This is a genomic window from Sphingobacterium sp. CZ-2 (assembly GCF_004526235.1).
GTDB classification, from domain to species: domain Bacteria; phylum Bacteroidota; class Bacteroidia; order Sphingobacteriales; family Sphingobacteriaceae; genus Sphingobacterium; species Sphingobacterium tenebrionis.
In genome coordinates this window covers 3,866,190-3,892,228 of record NZ_CP038159.1, presented here as the reverse complement: position 1 = coordinate 3,892,228, position 26,039 = coordinate 3,866,190, and the positions used below count along the sequence as shown (strand labels likewise).

19 protein-coding genes are annotated in these 26,039 nt (G+C 42.7%); 9 read left to right on the top strand and 10 right to left on the bottom strand.

All coding sequences use genetic code 11. The features are described 5' to 3' along the window. Window positions 1–21 precede the first annotated feature (21 nt). Together ctlX and E3D81_RS16945 are read right to left on the bottom strand one after the other, a co-directional pair. Window positions 22–939, bottom strand: coding sequence for a citrulline utilization hydrolase CtlX (ctlX, locus tag E3D81_RS16950; RefSeq protein ID WP_099365107.1), 918 nt, complete (start codon window positions 937–939; stop codon window positions 22–24). Window positions 940–957: 18 nt separating this feature from the next. Continuing rightward, window positions 958–1,872 carry a dimethylarginine dimethylaminohydrolase family protein gene (locus tag E3D81_RS16945; RefSeq protein WP_134778331.1) on the bottom strand — a complete coding sequence of 305 codons (915 nt, stop codon included), beginning with the start codon at window positions 1,870–1,872 and terminating at the stop codon, window positions 958–960. A gap of 414 nt (window positions 1,873–2,286) precedes the next feature. Here E3D81_RS16945 and gcvP point away from each other — a divergent pair, with 414 nt between their 5' ends. Together gcvP and E3D81_RS16935 are read left to right on the top strand one after the other, a co-directional pair. After that, on the top strand, window positions 2,287–5,160 hold the full coding sequence (gene gcvP, locus E3D81_RS16940; RefSeq protein WP_134778330.1) for an aminomethyl-transferring glycine dehydrogenase: 2,874 nt from the start codon (window positions 2,287–2,289) through the stop codon (window positions 5,158–5,160). A 429-nt stretch (window positions 5,161–5,589) separates the two neighbouring features. Further along, complete coding sequence (locus E3D81_RS16935; RefSeq protein WP_134778474.1) at window positions 5,590–5,868, top strand: CBU_0592 family membrane protein; 279 nt, start codon at window positions 5,590–5,592, stop codon at window positions 5,866–5,868. Here E3D81_RS16935 and E3D81_RS16930 read toward each other — a convergent pair. Further along, the gene (locus E3D81_RS16930; protein WP_134778329.1) at window positions 5,865–6,464 is read right to left on the bottom strand and encodes a TetR family transcriptional regulator; all 600 of its coding nucleotides are present in this window, start codon (window positions 6,462–6,464) and stop codon (window positions 5,865–5,867) included. The two genes, E3D81_RS16935 and E3D81_RS16930, sit on opposite strands and share 4 nt — an antisense overlap. 263 nt (window positions 6,465–6,727) lie before the next feature. Here E3D81_RS16930 and E3D81_RS16925 point away from each other — a divergent pair, with 263 nt between their 5' ends. The 6 genes from E3D81_RS16925 to E3D81_RS16900 all read left to right on the top strand — a co-directional run bounded on the left by E3D81_RS16925 (window position 6,728) and on the right by E3D81_RS16900 (window position 15,896). Next, entirely contained in the window at window positions 6,728–9,979 is a 3,252-nt protein-coding gene (locus E3D81_RS16925; protein WP_245153246.1) for a SusC/RagA family TonB-linked outer membrane protein, read from the top strand. 19 nt (window positions 9,980–9,998) lie between these two features. Continuing rightward, window positions 9,999–11,798: a RagB/SusD family nutrient uptake outer membrane protein gene (locus E3D81_RS16920; protein WP_134778328.1), complete on the top strand. Its 1,800-nt coding sequence runs from the start codon at window positions 9,999–10,001 to the stop codon at window positions 11,796–11,798. A 20-nt stretch (window positions 11,799–11,818) separates the two neighbouring features. Further along, window positions 11,819–12,658: a metallophosphoesterase family protein gene (locus E3D81_RS16915; protein ID WP_167554362.1), complete on the top strand. Its 840-nt coding sequence runs from the start codon at window positions 11,819–11,821 to the stop codon at window positions 12,656–12,658. A gap of 90 nt (window positions 12,659–12,748) precedes the next feature. Beyond that, a complete protein-coding gene (locus E3D81_RS16910; RefSeq protein WP_134778326.1) occupies window positions 12,749–13,501 on the top strand; it encodes a DUF1080 domain-containing protein in 753 nt (250 codons plus the stop codon). A 33-nt stretch (window positions 13,502–13,534) separates the two neighbouring features. Further along, the gene (locus E3D81_RS16905; protein WP_134778325.1) at window positions 13,535–14,356 is read left to right on the top strand and encodes an N-acetylmuramoyl-L-alanine amidase; all 822 of its coding nucleotides are present in this window, start codon (window positions 13,535–13,537) and stop codon (window positions 14,354–14,356) included. Window positions 14,357–14,408: 52 nt separating this feature from the next. After that, window positions 14,409–15,896 (top strand): TlpA family protein disulfide reductase, encoded by a 1,488-nt coding sequence (locus tag E3D81_RS16900; protein ID WP_134778324.1) that lies wholly within the window; start codon window positions 14,409–14,411, stop codon window positions 15,894–15,896. Here E3D81_RS16900 and E3D81_RS16895 read toward each other — a convergent pair. The 7 genes from E3D81_RS16895 to E3D81_RS16865 form a co-directional block, all read right to left on the bottom strand. After that, a complete protein-coding gene (locus E3D81_RS16895) occupies window positions 15,893–17,206 on the bottom strand; it encodes a nicotinamide mononucleotide adenylyltransferase (protein ID WP_134778323.1) in 1,314 nt (437 codons plus the stop codon). The two genes, E3D81_RS16900 and E3D81_RS16895, sit on opposite strands and share 4 nt — an antisense overlap. A gap of 34 nt (window positions 17,207–17,240) precedes the next feature. Beyond that, window positions 17,241–17,783, bottom strand: coding sequence for an NUDIX hydrolase (locus tag E3D81_RS16890; RefSeq protein ID WP_099365100.1), 543 nt, complete (start codon window positions 17,781–17,783; stop codon window positions 17,241–17,243). A 43-nt stretch (window positions 17,784–17,826) separates the two neighbouring features. Beyond that, window positions 17,827–19,566 carry a phospho-sugar mutase gene (locus E3D81_RS16885; RefSeq protein WP_134778322.1) on the bottom strand — a complete coding sequence of 580 codons (1,740 nt, stop codon included), beginning with the start codon at window positions 19,564–19,566 and terminating at the stop codon, window positions 17,827–17,829. Between the two features lie 73 nt (window positions 19,567–19,639). Further along, window positions 19,640–20,290 (bottom strand): hypothetical protein, encoded by a 651-nt coding sequence (locus tag E3D81_RS16880; protein ID WP_134778321.1) that lies wholly within the window; start codon window positions 20,288–20,290, stop codon window positions 19,640–19,642. A gap of 1 nt (window position 20,291) precedes the next feature. Then, window positions 20,292–21,164: an SDR family oxidoreductase gene (locus E3D81_RS16875; protein WP_099365097.1), complete on the bottom strand. Its 873-nt coding sequence runs from the start codon at window positions 21,162–21,164 to the stop codon at window positions 20,292–20,294. 1 nt (window position 21,165) lies between these two features. Then, complete coding sequence (locus E3D81_RS16870; RefSeq protein ID WP_099365096.1) at window positions 21,166–21,930, bottom strand: enoyl-CoA hydratase/isomerase family protein; 765 nt, start codon at window positions 21,928–21,930, stop codon at window positions 21,166–21,168. A gap of 43 nt (window positions 21,931–21,973) precedes the next feature. Beyond that, window positions 21,974–24,640 (bottom strand): TonB-dependent receptor plug domain-containing protein, encoded by a 2,667-nt coding sequence (locus E3D81_RS16865; protein WP_134778320.1) that lies wholly within the window; start codon window positions 24,638–24,640, stop codon window positions 21,974–21,976. Window positions 24,641–24,704: 64 nt separating this feature from the next. Here E3D81_RS16865 and purD point away from each other — a divergent pair, with 64 nt between their 5' ends. Beyond that, a complete protein-coding gene (purD, locus tag E3D81_RS16860) occupies window positions 24,705–25,979 on the top strand; it encodes a phosphoribosylamine--glycine ligase (RefSeq protein WP_134778319.1) in 1,275 nt (424 codons plus the stop codon). Window positions 25,980–26,039: the final 60 nt, after the last annotated feature.

The window sequence follows — 26,039 nt, the reverse complement described above, 5'->3', positions numbered from 1 at the left end:
AATAAAGAAGGCAGCGCCATTCTATTCATAGAACAACTCTGCCATCATGCATCTCGCACTTCCGCCACCATATTTCTCAATACTATATAGCGGGGCATGCAGTATTTTCCCATGCTTCTCCAAATGCTTGATCTGCTCCTCATCCAACGCTTCAAATGCCTGACTACTCATACAGATATAGGGCTCCCCATCCGTGTTTTTTACTTCAAGGATATTGCCGGCAAATTGATGCATCTGCTTTTCGCTAATGCGGATGATCTCTTTTCCCGTTTCCTTAAGCTTATCAACAACCAACATCCTTTCCTTTTCTTCCTTGATGCTATCCAGGCAGATCAAACAGAAAGCTGTCCCTACGGACATCATCACGTTGGTATGGTAGATCGGAAGGTATTGGCCATCGACCAACTGAACGGCATGGAAAGCGATGGTTTGATACCCCTGATCTTCGCCGTACTGTTGGAGCACCTGTTCATCCGCACGGTCGGAAATAGAGCAGTAGGCAACCTTGTTCACGCGATCCAAGATCAGGACACCCGTTCCTTCCAGAAATTTGTTCTGATCTTCAAAATGGGTGTAATCCGTTAGTTTGTCAAAGTGATAGCCCAATTTGTCCAATTTTCCCAAGTAGTTCAATGTCCTTTCACGGCGTCTGTTTTCGGCAAACATCGGATAGATTATGGCTTGGTTCTGATGGAAGGAGATCACGTTGTTCGGGAAAAGACTATCGGGCGTATCCTTACTGCCGTCATCTTGAATAACAACAACCTTTATACCTGCGCTTTTTAGCGTGCTCACAAAATTATCAAACTCAGCTAAGGCCAGTTCGGCCAATCGTTTCGATTCGCTATCATCTGATTGGAAATAGTTGTTTACCGCAGTCTCTTCATTTTTTCGAAAGCTGGATGGCCTGACCATCAAGATGCTATCCGTTGTTTGCATATATGATATCTAAAATAATTATCCTCTGTATAAAGGAAGGGTTGAACAGCGCAAAAGTCCCTCTTGTTTACCGATTTCATGGTAGGGAATGGGTTCCACCACAATGCCCTGTTCCGTTAGCCAGTTGTTCAAACGGGTGAACCGCTGCTCGGATACTACTACCTTTTCATCGATAGAGAACACATTGGAGAACATCTGGTACATCTCATCCGCTGTAATATGGAACAGGTTTTCCTTGCCAAATAGCTCAACGAGGTAGGTATAATCCTCCTGATCCAAAAACCCTCCAGGATAGATGATTCCTTTATCCTTGCCAACGGGTTGGAAACAGCAATCCAGATGAAGGGCATTCTCCCGGGCATTGCTCATAGACTTGACCAAATTGAATTCCTTTACCTTTTTGCCCGGAAAAAGATCCCGGATAAACTCAACACCCTTCATGTTGGTCCTGGCCGTATTGTAATCCGCGTAGTCCGCTCCTTTATAGGTGCCGATAAAGATATGATCGTTCCAGAGGATAACATCTCCACCTTCCATATGGATATCCTCAGGTGCGGTAATGAGCTTTTCCGAGGGGATTTCTTTGATGAGGTATTGGATAGCTTCCCACTCTTGAGCCCGATCGGGCAGGATATTGGATTTTATAAAATAATCGTCGATCACGAAACCGATATCGCGGGTAAAAATCTGGTTCAGGTTGGGGATAAGCTCAGGACGGTATACCTTGACCTCATAACTTTCAAGAACCGTTTTAAAGGCATCCATTTCTGCTACCATATCGCGTTCGGTGGGGTATGTTCCAGCCAAGATATGTTCCAAAGATTTGGGGTCGTAAGCCTCTTCGGCCTTGGGGGTAGGACCATTTTGATGGGCAATACCCAGGATAACAGCTTTTAATCGGTTTGTTTCATTGTTAACTTGTAGTTTCAGCATAAAATTTTTAATTGGCTTGCGCCTAAATTAACAAAGATTCCTATCATTATTAAAAACGGCGATATTATTATAAATTCTTAATTTTTAAGGCGTTAATGCTGTTATTTCTTTATAGAATGGGCGGTCCTCAATAGCGAAAATGAAAGGAAATTGTTTATTGATTGTCTTTTTTTTAAAGTATAGGTATACATTGATTTACGATAATTCAGGAAGCGTATTGCTGTAAAAACAAGGAATTAACCGCCTTTTTAAAATTCTTGTATCGTATTGGGTTTGAAATTGTTTTGCGCATAATATTATACGCAATCGTTTGATATAATTATAAAAGTTTTGCACCCTATTGTGGGTTAAGAAATTCGCGTGAAAAAGCGTATCTTTGCACATCAGTTCCAAAAAGTTACAATAAATACAACAATGAGTAACGTATTTTACCAAGAGAAATTTGAGGATCGCCACAACGGTCCAAGCTCTACGCAAGTAGAAGAGATGTTAACCGTTTTAGGCGTGAGTTCCTTGGACGAGTTGATCGAGCAGACAGTTCCAGCGCAAATTCGTAAGAAAGAGGCATTAAAGCTTCCAAAAGCACTTAGCGAAGTGGCTTACCTGGAAAAGATTGCTCAAATCGCAGAGAAGAACAAGGTTTTCAAGTCTTATATCGGTCAAGGGTATAATGATGTGATCCTTCCTGGGGTTATTCAGCGTAACGTGTTTGAAAATCCAGGATGGTATACGCAATATACGCCCTACCAAGCGGAGATCGCACAGGGCCGTTTACAGGCTTTGTTGAACTTCCAAACGATGGTGTCTGATCTGACCGGATTGGAAATTGCTAACGCTTCCTTATTGGACGAGGCTACAGCAGCAGCCGAAGGGATGTTCATGTTGTACAGCGCACGTAAGAACAAGGATGCCAATGTATTTTTGGTTACTCCAAACATCTATCCACAAACATTGGATGTATTGCAAACAAGAGCGGTTCCATTTGGTGTGGAAATCCGTGTTGCAGACCTTACGGTAGAAAATCTTACCGATGAGGTCTTTGCTGCCTTCATCCAATATCCAGCAGCTGATGGTTCCATCGCTGATTATAAAGAATTCACAGCATTTGCCCATGATAAAAACATCACGATCTGTGTTGCTACCGATTTGATGTCATTAGCGCTATTGACGCCTCCAGGAGAATGGGGAGCAGATGTGGTGGTAGGAAACTCCCAACGCTTTGGTGTATCAATGGGTTTTGGTGGTCCTCATGCGGCATTCTTTGCTACAAAAGATAGCTTCAAACGTAACATTCCTGGACGTATCATCGGGGTAACCTCGGATTCGAATGGGGAATACGCGTTGCGTATGGCTTTACAGACCCGTGAGCAACATATCCGTAGAGATAAGGCATCTTCCAATATCTGTACAGCACAGGCATTATTGGCAATTATGGCCTCTTTCTACGCGGTTTACCACGGTCCAAAAGGCATTAAGAACATTGCATCAAGAATCCATGACCTTGCTCGTTTGACTTCTAAAGCCATCCAAGCATTGGGCTATAAACAAACCAACGAAGCTTATTTCGATACCTTACGTTTCGATGTAGCGGATCAGTTTGTGGCGTTGAAGTCTGAAGCGTTGAACAACGAATTGAACTTCTTCTATGGCGAAGGTACCGTAGGGATCTCCATCGACGAAACAACGACTTTCCAAGATGTGGAAACCATCGTAAAAGTATTTGCTAAGGTAATTGGCAAGTCCTTGAACGAAGTGGATGTACAGAGCTTTGTAGACGAATTAGAGGTGGTTATTCCGGAGAGCCTAGAGCGCGCTTCAGAATACCTTACCCACCCTGTTTTCAACAGCTACCACTCTGAAAGTGAGATGCTTCGTTACATCAAATCATTGGAAGCTAAGGATCTTTCTTTATGCCATTCGATGATTCCTTTGGGATCTTGTACGATGAAATTGAATGCAACTACGGAAATGGTTCCTGTAACATGGGCCCGTTTTGGTGGTCTGCATCCATTTGCTCCGGTTGACCAAACAAGTGGTTACATGCAATTGATCAACGAATTGAACGATTGGTTATGTGAGATCACCGGATTTGCAAAAATGTCCTTCCAACCAAACTCTGGTGCACAAGGTGAATATGCTGGATTAATGGTAATCCGTGCTTACCACCATAGCCGTGGAGATTTTGATAGAGATATCTGTTTGATCCCTGCTTCGGCACACGGTACCAACCCTGCATCTGCTTCTATGGCCGGATTGAAAGTGGTTGTGGTAAAATGTGATGAACGTGGAAACATTGATGTGGAAGACCTTAAGGCAAAAGCAACAGAGCATGCTGCTAAGTTGAACTCGTTAATGGTGACTTATCCATCTACCCACGGTGTATTTGAAGAGCCGATTGTAGAGATCTGTAATATCATCCATGAAAATGGTGGTCAGGTGTATATGGATGGTGCGAACATGAATGCGCAGGTTGGATTGACCAGCCCAGGTTATATTGGCGCAGACGTTTGTCACTTGAACTTACACAAAACCTTCTGTATTCCACATGGTGGTGGTGGTCCTGGTATGGGTCCTATCGGTGTGGCAGCACACTTGGTACCATTCTTACCTAACCATGAGGTTATTGAGATCTCTGGCGAGGAAGGTATTTCCGCAGTTTCTGCGGCTCCATTCGGTTCGGCTTCCATCTTGGTTATCTCTCATGCTTACATCGCTATGATGGGCGGAGAAGGCCTGACAGAAGCTACCAAAACAGCGATCTTAAATGCCAACTATATCAAAGCTCGTTTAGAACAACATTATCCGGTATTGTATGCGGGTGCCAACGGTCGTTGTGCGCACGAGATGATCTTGGATTGTCGTTCTTTCAAAAACGTAGGTATTGAAGTAGCGGATATCGCGAAACGTTTAATGGACTATGGATTCCATGCCCCAACGGTTTCTTTCCCTGTGGCAGGTACCTTAATGGTTGAACCAACCGAGTCGGAATCTAAACCAGAATTAGATCGTTTCTGTGATGCCTTGATCGCTATCCGTAAAGAAATTGCTGCGGTTGAAAATGGCGATGCGGATCAAAAAGACAACGTACTTAAGCATGCGCCACATACAGCGCGCGTAGTAACTGGTGATGAGTGGGATAGACCTTATTCCCGTCAGACTGCAGCTTATCCAATCGAATATTTGAGAGTGAATAAATTCTGGCCTTCTGTAGGTAGGGTGAATGATTCTCAAGGAGACAGAACCTTGATCTGTTCTTGTCCTCCAATCGAAGCTTACGCGGAAGCATAAGCTTAGGTAAAATAAAATTTTATTAGAAAAGGTGTCTTTTATAGGCACCTTTTTTCGTTTCTAGGTAATCTTATATTAAATCTTAGTCAATAATCTTGGCATTCTTCTAATCCTAATAATCAATTGGTAATTTGAAAATGTATTGTTTGTAATTCTTGGGTTGCTAACCCAAAAATCATATGTTTTCCTATGGTAAAACCATGATTTCGCTGTAAAATCACGGTTATAATATGCTTAAAGCATGTTTTAATATGCACAACATAGGATTTACATACTTTCACCATGCTTTCACTATGGTTTCGGAGCGAAGCAAATTTGATTTGACACCCTGAAATTTCAGTTTAGTTTAAGTAAACTTAATATAACCTTCACTCCAACGAAAAGGTTAAAGGTTATTTTGGTTTATTTAAAACTGGAGAGATGATGAACATGGTGAATTTTGTAGCATTAATTGGCTGGATTGGGGTTTCCTGCTGTACAATAGGCTTTTTGTTGTTAAACCTTAAATTGATTTCATTCGATTCCTGGAAATATCAAATGATCAACATTGTTGGTGGATTGGGATTAGTGACAAGTGCATTATATTTTAGGGATCTGCCAAATATCACTTCCAATTCCATGTGGGTAATTATTGCTGGGTTTGGGCTTTATAAAAGCTTTAATGCTCGTAAACTGGCTAAACGGAAAAAGACTTTACAGGTGAATTAGTCAATAGACAGACCAAGTGTTTGATAGGCATAGTTTTTATATTCCAATAGTTTCTTTTCGTATTCCTCCTTTTCAGAAATAAGGCTTAGGTAATAGTAGGCACCATCTACCATGATGTAAATTAAATCTGCAGTTTTCTCTGTCGATGGTAGGTTGACTATCCCCGCCTCATTACATTTATCCAGCACCTCTTTTAAATGGCTTCTCAGGGAGTCCTGGAGGTTTTTGAATTTCATTTTTATAAGCTTATCCCGGAACCCCAAGGCATAACAACTGTAAAATACGCTCTCATTGAATAAAGAATTCCAAGATTTGAATAGTTTATGGATAAGTTCTATTAAAAATGATCCCAAATCATGATCTTCTATTTTTTTTCGATTATAAATAACCAAGTATTTCTCTAAAATATAATCGATCAAGGAATAAGTTAATTCCTCTTTATTTTTGAAATAGTGTATGATCAAACTTGGGTTTACATTCATTTCGGAAGCGATCTTAGCAATAGACGTATTTTCTAGGCCTTCCTTTTTTGCTACGGCATAATATTTTTTTATAATCTCTTTTTGACGCTCGTCTTTTAAGCTATTCCTTCCCATTAAAAATAGATTTTTTGAATGACTGTTCAGTTAATAAATGTCGCAATAAATATCAATACAATATTTGATATTTCGTATACTAATTCTGTATTGATTTTCACAAAACAATGGTTTACAGTAGTATATATTTGTTTTATTAGCTGCTTAATCATTTTTTTAACCCACTGAAATTCCCAAATCACATAATCTTCATTTTCAAATAATATTGAATTAATACAATTGTTTTAGGTTTGATTGTTGAATGAATGTTCAATTAATTTATTATGATGAAGACTAACCAAAATAAAAAGATTTCAGCGTGTAGCATGCTGACTATTTCCTTCCTCTTGTTACTTGTCTGGATAATTCCTAAATCTCTTCATGCGCAGACAGATGCAGTAACCGGAAGAGTGACCGATATGCAGGGAAAGGCAATTTCAGGAGTAAGTGTTTTAGTTAAGGGAAGCAATAGAGCGACCTCTAGCGACGATGCAGGAAATTTTAGGATGGAAGGACTGCCGAATAATTCCACCTTGATTTTTCGATATTTAGGGTTTAAAACCCAAGAGGTTATTGTTCAGGCAAATGAAGTGCTTGAGGTCAAGCTCGAGGTGGATGCCAGCAATTTGGATGAAGTGGTGATCGTTGGTTTTGGTACCCAAAAGAAAATTAATCTTACAGGAGCGGTAGATCAGATATCAGGTAAGCAATTGGAGTCACGACCCGTTACCAATGTGATGCAAGGCTTACAGGGCGCCAGTCCTGGATTAAACATCACCTATGGTAATGGGAGCCCAGGTGGAATCCCGAACATCAATATCCGGGGAACAACATCTATCAATGGTGGCTCGCCACTCATCGTGATCGATGGGATCCCAGTGTCTGATAGTTGGGATCTGATCCGTTTGAGCCCTAATGATATTGCGACCTACACCGTTTTACGGGATGCGGCATCTGCGGCGATCTATGGTGCCAGAGCAACCTATGGCGTTATTCTTATTACCACCAAATCTGGTCGTCAAGGGAAACAGTCCATTGGATACAATGTGACCACCGCATGGGGTAAACCGACCGAAATGCCAGATCCAGTTACAGACCCATACATCTTTTCACGCGTTTTAGAGACCTCCACCGATAACACCCCATGGGATTATGTCAACTACAGTGAGGCACATTATAAATGGGCAAAAGAACGATCGGATGATCCAAGTATACCGGATGTACGGATCAATCCCGATGATCAGACCCAATGGGCCTATATGGGAGGAAATAACTGGAATGATTATTTCTTGCATAACGCCTCCTTTTCACACGTCCATTCCTTAACATTTTCTGGGGGTGCCCAGGTTAATAACAGGCCAGTAAACTATTACCTATCCGCAGACTTCACCAAAGAGAATGGATTGAACAGATTGGCTGCAGATAACTGGCAACGAAGAGGTATCAGAGGGCGGTTTTCATTTTCCCCAGTGGCTTGGTTGAAAGTGGATAATAACATGAATATTTATCAAACCAATAGAGACCGACCAAATGCAAGCCTGACAGATATCTATTATTTAAAACCTACCGATGTGGCAGTGAATCCCGATGGTACCTGGGGGAATAACCCTGCCGGCCGGTTAGCCGCGAAATTAGTGGATGGTGGTAAATTGAATGAGAATATGTTTGGTTTCCATAATATTTTTAATGCTGTTGGAACCTTTTTAAATGGAGATCTGACCGTAACGGCAGATGCTAGTTTTAAGCGTGAATATTGGCGGTATCCCGAACACTCCAAAAAATATAAAATTGGATTTGGCCCAAATGATGTACGAGAAGAAGGTGGCAATGGCTATGTACAGGATAGAAGGGGAGAAATATTCAACGATGTGTTCAATTTATATGCTAACTATAACAAGAAAATAGAAAGGCATGCGATAGGATTAACTTTAGGGGTGAACCAAGAAGAATACATCTGGAATACTACCCAAGCTTATCGTGATAAATTGATCTCCTCCACTTTACCTTACTTAGCATTGACCTATGGAGATCCAAGAATAACCGCTGCACACAGTACCTATGCTACCCAAAGTGCCTTCGGAAGGATCAATTATACATTTGGTGATAAATACATCTTCGAAGCAACGGGTCGTTATGATGGATCTTCAAGATTTCCAAAAGGAAGTCGTTGGGGGTTCTTCCCATCTGCATCAGCAGCTTGGATTGCGAGTAATGAAGAATTCTTCCAAAACTTGAAACCTACATTTTCAAACCTGAAGTTTAGGGTTTCTTATGGAAGTTTAGGAAACCAGAATGTGGGTGATTTTTCTTACATACAAACTATGTCGACGGGCCTTTCGAATTATTTAATCAATGGTTCTCAGCAGCAGGTGGTCTGGGGAGCTCCACCGTTGACCATCGACCCAACCACCTATACTTGGGAAAATGTGGCGACGTTGAATTTCGGTACTGATATTGGATTTTTGAACGATAGATTTTTTGCCGGCTTTGACATTTATACCCGCGAAACCACAGGTATGTTAACCGCTGGACAGGAACTTCCAGGCGTATTGGGAGCATCAGTTCCCAGACAGAATGTAGCCGATCTAAGAACTAAGGGTTGGGAGGTTTCGGTAAGTTATAAAGATCAGTTTGAACTTGACGATAGGCCGTTCCGATTCGATGCGAAAGTTATTCTTTCTGATTCTAAAGCGAAGATCACAAAATTCAAGAATGACCAACGCTTGCTATCCAACTATTTTGAAGGCTATGAATTTGGAACCATTTACGGCTTAGAGAGCGACGGATTTTTCAAGAATCAGGCAGAGATTGATGCGCTTGACCAAAAAGCTATTATTCCTTGGGGAGCATTGACGATCGTTAATGGTTGGCCAAAATTTAAAGACTTGGATGGCAACAATAAAATTGAACTAGGACTGACGGAGAATGATATGAAAGATCGGAAGATCATCGGTAATTCGGCGGATAGATACCGGATAGGCTTTAACCTCAACATGGATTGGAATGGATTCGATGCTTCTGTATTCCTTCAAGGGGTATTGAAACGCGACTTTTATCCAAAACACTATTTGTTCTGGGGGCCGTATCAGCAGCCTTATGCCAATGTCTATCCTTGGCATTTGGACCATTACAGAGAAAGTTCGGATTCCGAAGAGCAGCGCGCAAAACATTCAAAAGCTTATTTGGATGCCGGTTTGGCTGATGCCAACCATGATGCTACCTACCCTGTATTGCAATCTTGGTTAGCTGATGCAAATGATGGAAAAGGTCTTGCCATTCCAAATACCCAATACCTATTGAATGGAGCATATCTTCGCATAAAGAACGTAACATTGGGTTATTCCCTTCCAAAAGGCCTTACAGATCGCTGGAATTTAGGTCGATTACGATTTTTTGTAACCGGCGAGAATATCTTCGAATTCTCCGAAGTGAAGAAATTTGTCGATCCAGAAGCGATAAATAATGGAACAGACAATAGCGCTTGGGCTTATCCATTTCAGCGAAAAGTTGCAGCCGGTTTGAACCTAGATTTCTAACTCAAAACGATTTAATATCATGAAAAAATTTAAAAACATATATATATTACCGATAGCAGGTTTAATGTGCTTCACGATATCTTGCAAGAAGGGGTTTCTAGATCGCTTTCCGCAAACCTTGATCACACCAGAAGTTTTCTTTAAAACGGAGGAAGATCTTTCCCTCTACATGAATGGTATGGTCAGCTTGCACAATAGGAATAGTTATTTGAATGATCAATCTACAGACAATGCCTCCACCACAGGTGCGGTAGAGATAAAAAACATGATGACCGGAAGCCCTTCTTCCCAAACCATTACGGGAGGCTGGTCATGGGGAAGACTGAGGAATATCAATTATTTTTTAGAAAACTATACCAAGGCAAGCGTCAGTGATGAAATAAAAAATCATTATGCAGGCCTAGCGCGATATTATAGAGCTATATTTTACTATGATATGGTCAAACGGTATTCAAATGTTCCATGGTATGATAAAACATTAAATGCCTCAGATGCAGAATTAAAAAATCCACAGAACAGTAGGGAAGAGGTCATGACAAAAATCTTAGAGGATCTTGATTTCGCTGTTAAGAATGTTCGGGAAAATGTTCCAACGGGAACTCCAGGTAAATGGGCCGTTACTTTGATGCAGGCTAAAATCGCCCTTCATGAAGGTACCTATAGAAAATATCATGCAGAGTTGAAATTGGAATCAACAGCAGAAGTCTTTTTAAAGGTTGCCGAATCCGCTGCGCAAGAAATCATAAAATCTGGAAAATTCAGCATCTATAATTCAGGCAAGCCAGAGGAGGATTATGCCACACTTTTTGAATCTTTGGACTTGACCAGCAATAAGGAAGTGATTCTAGTAAATGCTTTTGATCAAGCTAAGAATGTGACCCAAAATGTTAACTCCGTTGTTTTTGGCGATTATGAACAATCACCTTCTAGAGATCTGGTTCAAAGTTATCTGATGAAAGATGGAAGCCGATTTACAGCTATCGCAGGGCATGAGCAATTTGGATTTGTTCAGGAATTCAAGGATAGAGATCCCCGGTTGTCACAGACATTGATTTATCCAACCTGGTTAAGACAGCCCGGTAATACAACTTATATACAACGATTGAATAAAAACTTTACAGGATATCATCAACGGAAGGGCTATGTGAATAGTGTGGATCAGAATGTATTGAATGGAATTGATTTTCCAGTGCATCGATATGCTGAAGTACTACTGATCCTAGCAGAGGCAAAGGCAGAACTAGGAATTATTACCCAAACGGACCTGGACAATACCATAAATATCCTTCGGAAACGGGTGGGGATGCCTAATTTAGTATTGGTTACAGCAAATGCTAGCCCTGATCCTGCTTTAAAGCTTGATTTTCCAATGGTTCAAGGATCAAATGTAGGAACAATCCTAGAAATCCGAAGGGAGAGAAGGGTTGAACTGGCATTTGAGAATACACGATATGATGATCTGATGCGCTGGAATGCCGGAAAGCTTTTGGAGAACATCCCCCAGGGAATGTATTTTCCGGGTGTTGGAAACTATGATATGAATGGCGATGGCGTTCCTGACATCAAATTAATCCCCGAAGGGCAGACGATTCCGAGCAATCGTGAAAAAAATTCTTTGGGCGTTCCATTGGTATATTATACCATTGGTAGGTTTGGTGGTCCAGCTGGAGTATATTTGAGCGATGGAACCCAAGGAGGAACCATGGTGACGGAAGTTCGAAAAAGGACCTTTGTGGAACCAATGTATTATTATCGCCCTATTCCTGAAGTTCAAATGATCCTTAATCCTATTTTAGAACAACCTTTTGGATGGAAATAAATCAATTTAAATCAAATAATATGAAAAAATTAGTATTCGTCATCTCGTTGATCTTTACGAGTTCAATTGTATTTGCTCAACAAAAATTTTCTTTTGCCTTCTTTACAGATATCCATCTGAATAATAATGCTAAGGCGAATAGTTTTAAAGGACTTGAACAGGCGGCCTTGCTTGCCAAGCAACAAAAGGTTGATTTTATTTTAACAGGAGGTGATAATGTGGATGTTGATGCCATGAAAGAGGATAGATTGACCCAAGCGAAAGACCTGTATCAACGATATCAGGACCTGGTGAAAAAATCAGGAATGAAATGGTATTTTACGCTGGGAAATCATGACCGCTATTGGCATTCAGATGGGGAATATGGTACTGGTCTTTTCCAAAATTATTTCGGTAAAACCTATTATTCCTTTGAACATAAGGGATGGAAGTTCATCATTTTGAATAGTGCGGAGATCTGCGATAGTAAATATTGTGTTTCTGATGCCCAAAAAGCATGGTTAGCGGATGTGTTGGCTGCAACCCCGAGTTCGCAACCGATCATTGTTTCTACGCATGTACCATTTCTATCTTTGTATTATCCGGTTTTAGAAGGCTATTACACGGATAAGGACACCTTTAAGAATCAACAGGAAATACGAGCGATGTTCGATAAACATAATCTAAAACTGGTACTGCAAGGACATCAACATTTATACGAAGAGATTAAAGTAAAAGGCGTGCAATATATTACTGGGGGAGCAGTTTCTGCGAACTGGTGGTCAGGTGCCTTCCATGGAACAGAAGAAGGTTTCTTAAAGGTGAACCTTAATGGCGATCAGTTCCATTGGGAATATGTTGATTATGGCTGGAAAGGATAATCAATCAGCGGTCAATGGCATTCATTGGCCGCTTTTGTTTTTCTGAGCTATTTTAATTTCTTATTTTAGGTTCAAATCAACCCCTTGACCATGAACAAATACGCTTACCTTATCCTATCCATTCTTACCTTTATCCTTATTACCCCATCCTTACATGCCCAAAAGAAATTATTTCAGTTCGGGATGGAAAAAAACTTTGATGAAAGCATCATCAACCCCAAGTCGAAAGGGAAAGCCATTACCTGGTATGATGTAAACACCTCCGATACCACCTGGAAAGCCATGGGAAATCTCCTTAAGAATTCGGGAAACCCAATCGGAGTGGTTCGATCGGAGAAAATGTATGAGAACTTCATCATGCATGTAGAATGGCGGCATTTGGAAAAAGGGGGCAACTCGGGGATTTTTGTATGGTGTGATGCCAAGGCGGATCCCAAAACACGCTTACCCATGGGGATGGAAGTGCAGATGTTGGAGCTGGATTGGGTGAACATCAATGCGGTAAATGGGGTTCAACAGCCTATCGCCTATGTACATGGCGAGCTGTTCGGTGCCGGTGGCATGACCGCATCCCCGGATAATCCCAGAGGGAGCAGAAGTAAATCCTTGGAAAACCGTTGCTTAGGTGTAGGAGAGTGGAATAAATACACGGTTGTCTGTATTGATGGGACAGTGAAACTCGCGGTGAACGGAAAGTTTGTCAATAGTATCCGTTTAGCATCCAAGAGGAAGGGATACCTCTGTCTGGAAGCTGAGGGAGCCAAGATGGAATTCCGCAATCTGCAGATCATCGAATTGGAACCGGGTATAGAAAGACCTGAATTCGTTGTAGATGCGTTCTAAAACCTTATATTTGTTTACCTATTTAATAAGACCATGTTGAAGAATACCCTAACATATTTGTTCATCGCCCTATTGGCAACCTCTTGTGGAGGCGGTAAATATGCGGCAACAGAAAAGGTTTATAAGAAAAAGGCCAAGGAATACGCGGCCATCTATAAAGAAGCCCCAGTAGAAAGCCAGATCGCAAAAATAGCTGCAGCCAACAAGGAATGGATCGGTTCCATCAATTTCGGAATGAGAAAGCCGAATTATGTCATGATCCACCATACAGCTCAGAAAGACCTGGACCAGACGGTAAGAACCTTCCATAGCGAGCGAGCTGCGGTAAGTTCGCATTATGTGATCGGCAGGGATGGAAAAATCGTGCAGATGGTGAATGATTATTACCGGGCGCACCATGCCGGAGCCGGGAAATGGGGAAATGATACCGATCTGAATTCCTCTTCCATCGGGATTGAGTTGGACAACAACGGTACAACAGATCCTTGGCCTGAAGTACAGATCAATGCGCTGATCCAGCTATTGGCTTACCTTAAAGAAAGCTATAAGATCCCACAGGCCAATTTTATTGGTCATATGGACTATGCCCCAACCCGTAAGAACGATCCTTCCCGGTTTCCTTGGAAAACATTGGCCGATAAGGGATATGGGTATTGGTACGATGGGGTGTTGGAAACTCCTCCAGTAGGTTTTGATCCTAAAATTGCGTTACGCATTATTGGATTTGATGTGAAGAATCTCGATGCAGCCATTAAGGGATTCAAATACCATTATATTCAAAAAGATGTTACATCCGCTACCTTAACGGAAGAGGATCTGAAGATCCTGTACGCTATATTCAAGAAATTCTTATAGGAAAGCCAAGGGAAAATACGTAAATTAGGTAGCAACCATAGATCCTTTTTTTATGAAAAGATGCCTGATTATCTGTCTGCTGTTGGTACAGTACATTTTTGTGCAAGCCCAAACAGCAAAAATCACCTTTGAAAACACGCTGTCCAAAACTGGGGAAGTCGGTTTCTATTTACCCGGACCTCCCAAATCCTCTTCTCAACTTTTTGGAGATTCAGCCGAAGGAAATTACTTTTTTAAGGATGGGATATTAAAGCAGGATATCCATGTTAAGGAATTAACCCCCATCTATTATTATGCTGGAAAGCTGAGAGGATACCTGTATGTTTCGCCAGGGGATGATCTTTATGTAAAATTTTCCAGAATAGGAGACAAAGACAGTGTTACCATCACGGGTAAAGGGGCAAACAATAACCAATACCTAGGATTAACAACTTCGCTAAATAGGGAGGCCTTTAAAAATGATACCCTTCCGGATCGGGTATTAGCCGAAATCAAAAAAATGGATCTCCAGAACCAAGTAGCTATTCAGCGTTATATCAAAAAGCATAAGCCTACAAAGGCTTGGAAAGATATGATGGCGCTTAACCAGAAATATACTCCCCTCGACCTATTTGTAGGTTTCAGTGGCAACCAAAAATTCAGCTATCGAAACAAAAAGAACTATAGGGAACTGAAAGCGGTATGGGACAAAAAGCAGGATAGTTTGTTGAATGATGTTGATATTCAGGATCCGACAGCCGTCAAATCGGAAGTCTTTTACAGTTTCTTGAGCGATTACCTACTTCGGAAAAAGGAATCCCTGTGGGAACAGATGAAAGATTCTACCGTGATGCAGAAATATTATCCAGGCATGACTCGAGAAGAGGCCTTAAAAATGCATTCCAGTGATTCAGAAAACCAATTTGTAGAGCGGATGATAAACCAGGAATTTCAGGGCAAGGTGAATGAATTGGCCTATGCCAGTTTGTTGAACAATATCCAGCGTGACAAGAAGACCAATGCTGCAGCAATAATTGACAGATTCGAAAAGAAATATCCAAACAGCGAATACCTGAAAGTATTTGCACTGATGATTTCGGAAGTAAGGACCAATGAAGCCAGGAAATTGAACGATAAAATGATTTTCATCCCTGGCGGAACCGAATTCAGCAATTTCGATCAGGTATTGGAAAAAGTGAAGGGGAAAACCGTATTGATCGATCTTTGGGGCAGCTGGTGTGGGCCATGTCATCAGGAGATTCAAAAAAATGCTGGGCCATTGAAGAAACACTTCGCAGACAAGGACGTCACGTTCATGTACATTGCCAACTATGATGAAGGCAAGGACGAGCAGCTTAAGAAACTGATTGCCTACTATAACATGGAAGGCTTACATATCAATGCTAATAGAACTCTTACAGACGATATCTTAAAAAAAACGGGAGCCTCTGGCTTCCCGTCTTATATCATCATCAAAAAAGATGGTTCTTATGAACTGTCCAAGGCCGGTTACCCGATGAAACGGGATGTGCTCATTAAACAGATCGAAGAAAGTCTTTAGACTGTTTTTACGAACTTCTCATCGAAGTTCTCGATATCTACAATGTACTTGTTGTTGATCAGGAAGTCGAACAAAGGTTTTGCTTCCTCGGATACCGGTACGTTCTTCGTCGTTACGATCTTATTGTTTTTCTTGTCCAAATAAGGATAAGCATATAATTTCACGTTTTTACTGAACATGCCGGAAATATAGGATAGCAATTCGTTGGTGTACTGCTCCTTGTTGTAATTATCGGTATTGAAAATATTCTTCAGGTTGGATACGTTGGTCGCAATTCCTACATTCTTCGGTTTGAAGGTCTGTACGAATTCTGCCAAATGATTGTTCCTACGGAAGTTGGAAACCAGGATATTGTTCCCTGTGGAACATAGGTATTCAGCGCGTTCAGCGAAATACACCAGATCCTCATCGGTAATGCTGGCGTTCTCATCCAATACATTCCCCATCAATACCTCAATAAGCACCACGGTATCTTCCGGAACTGCGCCGGTGTTCTTCCGGAATTCCTCCACCGCGAGGTTGAAGAGGTCAAAGTTTGGATTGGACTTTTGGCGGTATTTGGTACGAAGGATAATGATGTTCTTTTTGTAGAGGTAATCCTTGATTTGCGCGGCTTTTCCGTCGGGTCTGAAAATGGCTGCCTTGGCGAATCCTTTTGCGATCAGGTATAGGTTCAACAGACGCTCATTCGCATTGGCAAACAAGGGCCCGGATACTTTGACCAGGTCAATCTCTACCGAACCTACCGAAAGGTTGTCTACCAGCGATTCGATCATGGTCTGCAGGTTCTCTGCGTAGTAATAGGCCGCAAATACCAGGTTTACCCCTAAGATACCCAATACTTTGGATTGTAGCCTGTTGTCACTATCCAACAAACGAACGTGCATTACGATGTCATTGGTCGGTCCATTTACCTCATGTTGGAAACGGATCCCGATCCAGCCGTGCGGCTCGTTGGTCTTCGTGAAATTCAAGGTGGTTACCGTATCGGCAAAGGCAAAGAATTTTTTGGTCTGGTATTTATCACCCTGTAAACGTTCGGTCAGGAGGTCGAACTCATGGGTCAACATTTTATTCAATCTGGTACGGCTCACATATCTTCCGGACTCTTCCACGCCATAGATGGCGTCGGAGAAAGCCATATCATAGGCCGACATGGTTTTTGCTATGGTACCTGAGGCAGCACCGGCCTCAAAGAAGTTCCTTGCTACTTCCTGTCCGGCTCCAATTTCAGCAAATGTACCGTAGATATCTGCGTTGAGGTTGATTTTAAGCGCTTTTCGCTTGGTTTCGTAAATTTCTCTAGCCATACGGCAAAGGTAACAAAATACCGCTAAATATTGCTTACAGCAGGCCTAACTTGTTAAAGGTATAGAATAGGGCAGAGCTGTGTAGCGCCTGCCCAATCTTGTTGTCCAATAGAAATTGTTTGGCTTCATTGATGCTCATCAGCACGACCTCGATGTCCTCGGAAGCGTCAAGTTCCTGTTCCTGAACCTTCTTGCCCCCTTGAAGTAGGTAGGTATAGGTCAGGTTGCCCGATGTGGCCGGATTGGCGAACAGTTCGCAGATATATTCGATGTTATCAAAAGCGTAGCCGGTTTCCTCCAACAATTCCCTGCGGGCAGCGAGCTCCGGATCTTCCCCCGGCTCTACCACACCAGCTGGCAATTCGACCATGATTTCATTTGCACCATGTCGGTATTGCCGCACGAAAAGGATTTCCTGGTCTTCGGTAATCCCTACCATATTTACCCAGGTAGGGTATTCCAGCACGTAATATTCTTCTTTGATATTCCCATTGGGCATCTCCAGCTTATCAATGCGAAGGGTGGCCCAAGGGCGTTGGATGATATAGTCACTTGATAAAACTTTCCACTTTTCCATCTGATCGGTTTAATCTCTTGTTCCGTTTGTTCCTTTATTCCAATTAGTCTTTTACAATATCGGCCATCATCTGCCTTACCTTATCGTCTAATCGGTTAGAAATCTGACCATAATCCTCGGTAAATTCCAAGGGTTCTCTTACGGAGCAATAGAATTTTATCTTAGGCTCGGTGCCGGAAGGTCTTGCTGAAATAACATCCCCATCCATGGTGATGAACTGCAGCACATCAGATTTTGGAAGATCGATCTTGCTTTTCTGCCCGGTCTTCATATCTGTAGCTTCGCCTTTTTCATAATCACGCACTTCCGAAACGTCGATTCCACCCAGTTCTTTTGGAAGATCTGCCCGTAGATCGGCCATCATCTGTTTGATCTCATCAGCTCCCGCTTTCCCTTTTTTCGTTAAGGAGATCAACTTCTCTTTGTAGTAGCCATATTTCATGTAAAGGGAGATCAGTACATCAAAGAGCGATTTCCCTTGGTTCTTGAAATAGGCCGTCATTTCGGCGATGAAAGCACAGGCATTTACCGCATCTTTATCGCGTACCAGGTCGCCTACCAAAAAGCCATAGCTCTCTTCGCCTCCTACCAGGTAGTTTTCCTTTCCCTGTACCTTGGTCATTACCTCCCCGATAAACTTGAATCCGGTTAGGGTCTCATAAAACTTCACATCAAAACTTTCGGCGATATCCGAGAAGAGGTTTGATGTAACTATGGTTTTGACGATGTAATCGTTTGATTTTAGCTGTCCCAGATCCTTTTTGCTGGAAAGTACATAATAGGTCAACAGGGAACCGATCTGGTTTCCATTGATCAATTGGTATGCTCCTGAAGGCAATTTGATGGCTACACCGACACGGTCAGCATCAGGGTCTGTGGCCATGACCACATCGGCATCCAGTTCCTGGCCTTTCTGCATGGCTTTGGACATGGCTTCTTCTTCTTCCGGATTTGGATAAACCACAGTTGGGAAGTTTCCATCGGGCTGCGCCTGTTGATCGACCACAGCCACCTGCTCAAATCCCCAAGCGTTCAGCATCTTCGGAACAATGGTGATACCTGTACCGTGGATCGGAGAATAGACAATTTTTAGATCCTTTTGGGCTTTGACCGCTTTCGGATGTATGCTCAAGGCCAGATTGGCATCGATATAGATCTGATCAAAATCCGCATCGATCAATTCGATATTGGAATCTTTACGCTCAAATTTTATTTCTGATACCGATTTGATCGCATTGACCTCGGTAATGACATTCTTATCATGTGGAGCCACCAATTGGCCACCATCATTCCAGTAGGCTTTATAGCCATTGTATTCTTTGGGGTTGTGGGATGCGGTCAGCATCACACCACCCTGGCATCCGAAATGGCGCACGGCAAAGGACAACATCGGCGTAGGACGTAATTCCTTGAACAGGTAAACCTTGATGTCATTGGCAGAGAATACATCCGCCACCAGATGGCCAAAGGCCTTTGAGTTATTACGGCTATCGTAAGAAACGGCTACACTGATCTGTTGGTGTGGGAATTGTTTTTTGAGGTAGTTGGCCAAGCCTTGGGTTGCTTTTCCGATGGTGTATTTGTTCATCCTATTGGATCCTACTCCCATAATACCCCGCAATCCTCCAGTTCCGAACTCCAATTCTTTATAGAAGGAATCCAACAGTTCGGTTTCCTCATTCTGATCTACCAATTGTTGGATTTTGGAAACGGTTTCCTGATCGTACTCACTGCTCAACCATTGGTTGATTCTGTCTTGTGTTTCTTTATCTAAAGTGCTCATAAAGCGTATTTTGGCAATATTAATAAGTTTTTGTGTGTTTAGTGGTTCCTGTGGTGATTTTTAGTTGTTGTGTTTAGGCGTCGCAGCCGGCATAGGCACGATCCAAAATGGTCACATACCAACCCTTATCAAATTTCTTCACATGGAAAATAAGGTGGTCATTTTCTTGGGCCAGAATAACGCGATAAGCACCATCTTCTAAGGCTGCTATTTCTTTTTTCTCCGCAGCATCAAATTTGGTATCCTCGAATTCTTCCAAGAATATGGCGATGGCTTCCAAAGGTCTATTTACAGTTGTTGCTGTTGTATCGCAAAAGAAACCGATTTTGTCCCATTTCATGGTTCCGCAATCATAGCTTGGAAGGGATTCGAATGTCAATACCTGGTTATTGACGAAAACAGGATAGGCATAATAATGAGGCATCGGGTTTTTAAAATCGATGCTATCGATGATGGTATAGGTGTCTGCTGCACCTGGCCGATGGATAATCGCAATACCATGTTCCGGATGGATCAAGGCATTGATCTTTCCATTGTCCTCACTCAGGTAAGCCCTTGCGAAACGCGTAATCACCTCGGAAATCTGTTGTATTTCTTCGGGATTGTTCATCTCAACACGTTGTGTGCTATCCTGATGGGCTTCCACTTTTTTGCCCGAATTGTTACATCCCGTAACGAACAATAATAGTAGGCCAAGTAGGCCTAACAAATTCTTTTTGATCATGTTATTTGTTGTTTTTACGGATCATCTCCTCAATGGAATCCCACATGTCATTTGGGATGGCTTCCAGCCCGCTCAACTGACCGGCACCTTGCAACCATTCGCCTCCATCGATACTGATGATCTCTCCATTGATATATCCGGCAAAATCTGAAATCAAAAACGCAGCCAAATTCGCCAATTCCTGATGCTCACCAACACGTTTTAAAGGTACGCGTGTTTTGAAGTCGAATTTCTTGGCGAGATCGCCGGGTAATAGCCTATCCCAAGCCCCTTTTGTAGGGAAAGGTCCAGGAGCGATGGCGTTGTGACGGATTCCATATTTTCCCCATTCTACCGCCAAAGAACGGGTCAATGTTAAGACCCCACCTTTGGAAACGGCCGAAGGTACAACATATCCAGAACCTGTGAAAGCATAGGTCGTAATTATGTTCAGTACGTTTGCAGCCTGTTTTTTCGCAATCCATTCTTTACCAAATTCTAGGGTACAATTGATGGTACCTTTCAGCACGATATCAATAATGGTCGAAAAAGCATTCGCCGACAATCGCTCGGTTGGGGAAATGAAGTTTCCCGCGGCGTTGTTCACCAATACATCCACTGCACCGAAGGCTTCTTCCGCTTTAAGGCGTAATTGTTTCACGTCTTCCACATCGCGGATGTCGCAGGCAACAGGTAATACGGGGTTTCCGGTCTTGTCCGAGATCTCCCTTGCGGTAGCTTCTAGGACATCGAGTTTCCGGCTACTGATGACCAGATTTGCGCCCAGTTCAGAAAAATAGGTAGACATGGCTTTTCCAAGTCCGGTTCCTCCGCCCGTAACCACGACGGTTTTCCCTTTTAGGGCATCCTTTTGTAGTGCTCCTTGTACTGCCATATTATTTTTTCGTTAAGTTATCGATGATTGTCTGTAGGATGGCCCGAGTAGATGGTGCCCACCATTGTTTCAATACCTGTTCAATGGCATCGCCTTTTGTTTCCATCACCTGGGACAAGAGGTTTTTTCGGATGTTCAGTTTGGAAGCCTGCCAGGCTTTCTTGTCGTACTGCATATATTGCTTGGCTTTTCGGCCTGCTGCGGTCTGAATCCGATCAAAGGAAACAACCTCATCGATAAGCCCTACTTTCAAGGCTTCTGCAGGAGGCAATAGTTTTCCTTCCAACAAAAAGCGCGCGGCATTGGCAGAACCTATCCAGAAGCTATATAGTTCGAAGATGCTGCTCGGCACGATGATGCCTACAGGAACCTCGTTCAATCCGATGATGTAATCACCTTCGGCCATGATCCGATGGTCGCAGCATAAGGCGAGTACACAACCTCCTGCTGGGCTATGCCCTGTAACTGCAGCGATGCTTGGCTTCGGAAAGGAAGCTAATTCGTAGATCAGGTTGATGAATTTTTCCCAAAAGGTACGCATCTGTCCTTCGTCGTATTGAAAAAGAGTGATCAGGTCCAATCCGGAGGTGAAGAAAGCTTCCTTGCCCTGAAGAACGATGGCTTCTATGGCTGCATCTTCCCTTTGTGCGATCAGGGTAGCTGTTAATTCTTCGATCATCTCCAAATGCATGGCATTGGATTTCCCACGATCCAGCTGTATATGACAAATATGATCGGTAACTTGCGTTTTTATGAATGTTCCCATTTTTTACTGTAAACGTTGTTTTAGGGTAATTTACATAAAAATTTTATTTTACTTCAAAATCCAGGACTTTCCTGACCAATCGGCCATCGATATCCACGCCTTCCACGATCATGCGGTAGGTGCCGATTTCATCAGATGTATAGAAGTCAAAGCTGGTTTTCCCGTCCTGTTTCGTTACGATTCCCGGTTCCCAATGTATGGTCGTGCGGAGATCCTGATCGAACTGGTTTTTGGAATCCACTTCATATGCTGGTTTATAGTATTCTTTCATCAGGGAGATCCCTTTTGGAGTGATCGCCAATAGACCTCGAGGTTGGAAATTGCTGCGGCTGGCATCACGACCGGTTTTACTGGTGATGATGATCAACCCGTTTGCACCATAAGATCCATAGATGCTGGTATGGTTAATATTTCTTAATACCTCTACGCTGGCTACATCAACGGGATTGATGGTGGAAAGCATGTCGGATTCCACATACATACCGTCCAATACGATCTGCATTTCTACCATTCCGCGGGTGTTCATGGCCTTACCACCCTGAAACATTACCCCGAGTAATCTGCCGTTCAAACACATCTCCAAGGTTGTACAGGTGGAAAGGTCATCCGCGGTCAAGATCTGATCGGCTCGTCCAGGACCGTTCAGGTTGGAAGAGTTTTCAGGCACCTTAGGTCTTTCAGCGCGAACCACGATCTCCTCGATTTCCGTCACCTTATCCATCAGGCCACGGTTTTCCAATTGGCTGTAGAATAATTTTCCGGCCAGAAGCTGTTCGCGGAATGCAGCATTGACATCATTGAGCATGTTCGGCTCGTTCTTCGCCATGTTCAACGGCGGGTTTTCAAATCGTTCCACCGAAATATCGATGTTCTTTTTCCCTTTTTCATCCTTGGCACTGACCAAAAACTTCACGCTATCTGGGAAAATCAGGTTGTCGAACACAAATTCTCCTTCTGCATTGGCGGTGGTATCGATATAATCCATAAAATTTTTGGTGGAGATCAATTGCATCTGCGCATTGGGAACTGGAGCTTTACGGCCCAGTTTTTTCGCTTGACCAACAATACGTAGGCCTTTTTCCGCCTCGTATTTTACCGGATTATTCAGGGAATCCAATTGTTTCCAATCGATCTTCCGCCAGCCCTGGGTCAATAGGAGGTTGTCCAGTTCAAATTCTTTGATACTGCCATCCTCGTTAAAATAATAAGCTGGATTTTCGAGGTATCCTTTCAGATCTCCGTTTAAGTATAGGCTACTGAGGATATTCACCTCATCCTTTGCGTCCTTGCCATATTTCGTCAGGTTCAATACGGCTGCCGAAAGACTGGCGATCCTTATGGAATCATTTGTATTTCCCACCTCGACCTGGGTAGTCACCTTACTGCGTTTGCCATAGCTGTCCTTATCCAGGTTAAGCTTCAGCGGCAGATTGCTGTTGCGGTTGAAATTAAACACCACTCGTTCTACCAGAGGGGTAAAGTTGCTGTTCAGGATACTGATGGTAAAAACTCCGGTTGGCAACCTGTCTTTGGTCAGGCTAAAAAGCACGTTTTTACTGGATGCTTTTTGTTTAGCGATGTAGAATACATTTCCTAGATGTTGTATGGCAATGTAAATTTCCTCATTGTTTACTTTATCTTCCGAAAGATTGACCTGGGCAAAAAGTTTGGAGGCACTGCTCTGATTAACAGAAATGGAGTAGCCACTTTTGGTGATTGCCGGTAGGTTGATGGTCTTTTCGGTATTATCGTCGAATTTGACATGGACGGTATAGCTCTCAGCATTCGAAATGTAACAAGGAACGGATGCCATTCCTAATATATTGGTCTCCACCTGTGCGGCGGTATCTTTAGAGCCCGTTAGTAAAAGGATCTTTGCCTTGATGCCTTTTTCTTGCGGGTTGAGGGTTTTAAAAGCCATTCTGTTCAGCTCATCGCCGAGGATATAACCTCCTTCAGGAAATACCTGAATACTGTTTTCGGAAAAATAGGCTTTGGTATTGATGGTTTTCTTTACTCTTCTTTTTTCGGGGTTCAGGAAACTCAATAAGAGAAGTTTCCCTCTGTTTTTATCGGTGACTTTGATCTTGAGTTGACCGTTGGGATCAATGGATTCCCTTCCTTTATCCACTGTTTTTTCGCCATCTATGAATTCATAATTGATGGATGTCTTTGGCATGGCAGCGCCATTGATATTGTTCAGTTGGACCAGGTAATAATCTACGCCATTCTCTTGGATCACTGTGCTTTTCGTCTCTACATTATCAGAGCGGACATTTCCGATATTGATGACCTTTTCGAAGAAATAGTCGGGATCATCGTTTCGCATCCAATTGGTATAGGCGCGAAGTCGGTAGGACCCTTCGACCAGGGAATCTACGAGTTCTATATTTCCCACACCCACGCCGGAGAATAGTCCATTTATTTTTTGATTGACGATCTTTCCTGTTGGGCTTACCAACTCTACATATCCGATATTGGATAGGACGGATAGTTTATTTTCCAGACCGATGACACTGTAGATCTTGTACCAGATGGTTTCTCCGACACCGTAGAAGTTTCGGTCTGTCTGTAGGTGTAATTTTTCTTGGGGTCTTTTGGCAACATACTCGCTGAGGATTTCTTGTGCTTTTTCTACCTGTTGGGCCATCAGGAAATGGGTCGTGCAGCAGGCAATTAAAGTCAGAAGAAAGATCGATAGTCTCTTCATAATCAATTTGGCTAATTTCCCATAATGTTACGAAAAAATAGACGTATTTCAATATATTTGCGCTATGAATATTCTGATCATCGGTTCTGGAGGTAGAGAGTCTGCCTTTGCCTATAAAATCTCTAAAAGCCCAAAACTTAATCAATTGTTTATTGCTCCTGGAAACGCGGGTACTTCACAATATGGACAAAATGTTGCCCTAAAGGTGACCGATTTCCAAGCAATCGGTGAGTTTGTTTTGGCTAACCAGATTGAAATGGTCGTGGTAGGACCGGAAGAGCCTTTGGTAAAGGGTATTCATGATTATTTTCTAGCTGATGAGGCTTTGAAAGGAGTTGCGGTTATCGGCCCACAACAAGAGGGTGCTCAACTGGAAGGATCCAAGGATTTTTCCAAAGAGTTTATGATCCGTCATCAGGTTCCAACGGCTGCTTTCCGATCTTTTGATAAGGATTCCTTAGAGGCAGGATTAGCGTATTTGGATACACAGAAACTGCCGATCGTCTTGAAGGCGGATGGTCTTGCACAGGGTAAAGGGGTATTGATCTGTGAAACGTATGAGGATGCCAAAACGGAGCTGAAGGCAATGATTGCAGATGCAAAGTTTGGGGATGCGAGTAGTGTGGTGGTTGTTGAGGAGTTTTTGAAAGGCATCGAGCTTTCGGTCTTTGTATTGACTGATGGCGAAAATTATAAAGTATTGCCTTCGGCTAAGGATTATAAGCGTATTGGTGAGGGGGATACGGGATTGAATACCGGTGGTATGGGGTCAGTTTCGCCGGTTCCATTTGCTGATCAGGCATTTTTGGATAAGGTGGAAGAGCGTATCATCAAGCCTACCGTGGAAGGTTTGAAGAAGGATAACATTCCTTATAAGGGTTTTATTTTTATCGGCCTGATGAATGTGGATGGGGAGCCTTATGTGATTGAATACAATGTGCGAATGGGCGATCCGGAAACGGAATCGGTGTTGGTGCGTATTGAGTCGGATTTGGTGGATCTATTGGAAGGGGTAGCAAAAGGTGATCTGGATAAACGGAATTATACGGTTACTCCAAAGACAGCTGCTACGGTGATGATTGTTTCAGGAGGATATCCCGGAGCCTATGAAACCGGAAAAGTGATCACGAATATGGAGAATGTGAAGGAGTCTATTGTATTCCATGCGGGGACCAAGCAGGAAGGTGGAGATGTGTTGACGGCTGGTGGTCGAGTATTGGCGGTTACGGCTTTGGAGGATGATCTTTTCTCGGCCTTGCAACAGGCAACAGCGGATGCGGGAAGGATATTTTTCCAAGGAAAATACTTCAGAACGGACATCGGATTCGATTTGATCTAAAAATATCGATTTAAAAGCCAGTGAGTTATATTTTTGAGGTGTAAAATATTTTGGGAGTAT

Bases quoted from the DNA above. Each gene is read 5' to 3' on its own strand.
- E3D81_RS16905 (WP_134778325.1), top strand. From the start codon at position 13,535: ATGTTGAAGAATACCCTAACATATTTGTTCATCGCCCTATTGGCAACC.
- E3D81_RS16915 (WP_167554362.1), top strand. From the start codon at position 11,819: ATGAAAAAATTAGTATTCGTCATCTCGTTGATCTTTACGAGTTCAATT.
- E3D81_RS16880 (WP_134778321.1), bottom strand. From the start codon at position 20,290: ATGATCAAAAAGAATTTGTTAGGCCTACTTGGCCTACTATTATTGTTC.
- purD (WP_134778319.1), top strand. From the start codon at position 24,705: ATGAATATTCTGATCATCGGTTCTGGAGGTAGAGAGTCTGCCTTTGCC.
- E3D81_RS16930 (WP_134778329.1), bottom strand. From the start codon at position 6,464: ATGGGAAGGAATAGCTTAAAAGACGAGCGTCAAAAAGAGATTATAAAA.
- E3D81_RS16910 (WP_134778326.1), top strand. From the start codon at position 12,749: ATGAACAAATACGCTTACCTTATCCTATCCATTCTTACCTTTATCCTT.
- E3D81_RS16945 (WP_134778331.1), bottom strand. From the start codon at position 1,872: ATGCTGAAACTACAAGTTAACAATGAAACAAACCGATTAAAAGCTGTT.
- E3D81_RS16875 (WP_099365097.1), bottom strand. From the start codon at position 21,164: ATGGCAGTACAAGGAGCACTACAAAAGGATGCCCTAAAAGGGAAAACC.
- E3D81_RS16900 (WP_134778324.1), top strand. From the start codon at position 14,409: ATGAAAAGATGCCTGATTATCTGTCTGCTGTTGGTACAGTACATTTTT.
- E3D81_RS16920 (WP_134778328.1), top strand. From the start codon at position 9,999: ATGAAAAAATTTAAAAACATATATATATTACCGATAGCAGGTTTAATG.
- E3D81_RS16890 (WP_099365100.1), bottom strand. From the start codon at position 17,783: ATGGAAAAGTGGAAAGTTTTATCAAGTGACTATATCATCCAACGCCCT.
- E3D81_RS16885 (WP_134778322.1), bottom strand. From the start codon at position 19,566: ATGAGCACTTTAGATAAAGAAACACAAGACAGAATCAACCAATGGTTG.
- E3D81_RS16870 (WP_099365096.1), bottom strand. From the start codon at position 21,930: ATGGGAACATTCATAAAAACGCAAGTTACCGATCATATTTGTCATATA.
- ctlX (WP_099365107.1), bottom strand. From the start codon at position 939: ATGCAAACAACGGATAGCATCTTGATGGTCAGGCCATCCAGCTTTCGA.
- E3D81_RS16935 (WP_134778474.1), top strand. From the start codon at position 5,590: ATGGTGAATTTTGTAGCATTAATTGGCTGGATTGGGGTTTCCTGCTGT.
- gcvP (WP_134778330.1), top strand. From the start codon at position 2,287: ATGAGTAACGTATTTTACCAAGAGAAATTTGAGGATCGCCACAACGGT.
- E3D81_RS16865 (WP_134778320.1), bottom strand. From the start codon at position 24,640: ATGAAGAGACTATCGATCTTTCTTCTGACTTTAATTGCCTGCTGCACG.
- E3D81_RS16895 (WP_134778323.1), bottom strand. From the start codon at position 17,206: ATGGCTAGAGAAATTTACGAAACCAAGCGAAAAGCGCTTAAAATCAAC.
- E3D81_RS16925 (WP_245153246.1), top strand. From the start codon at position 6,728: ATGATGAAGACTAACCAAAATAAAAAGATTTCAGCGTGTAGCATGCTG.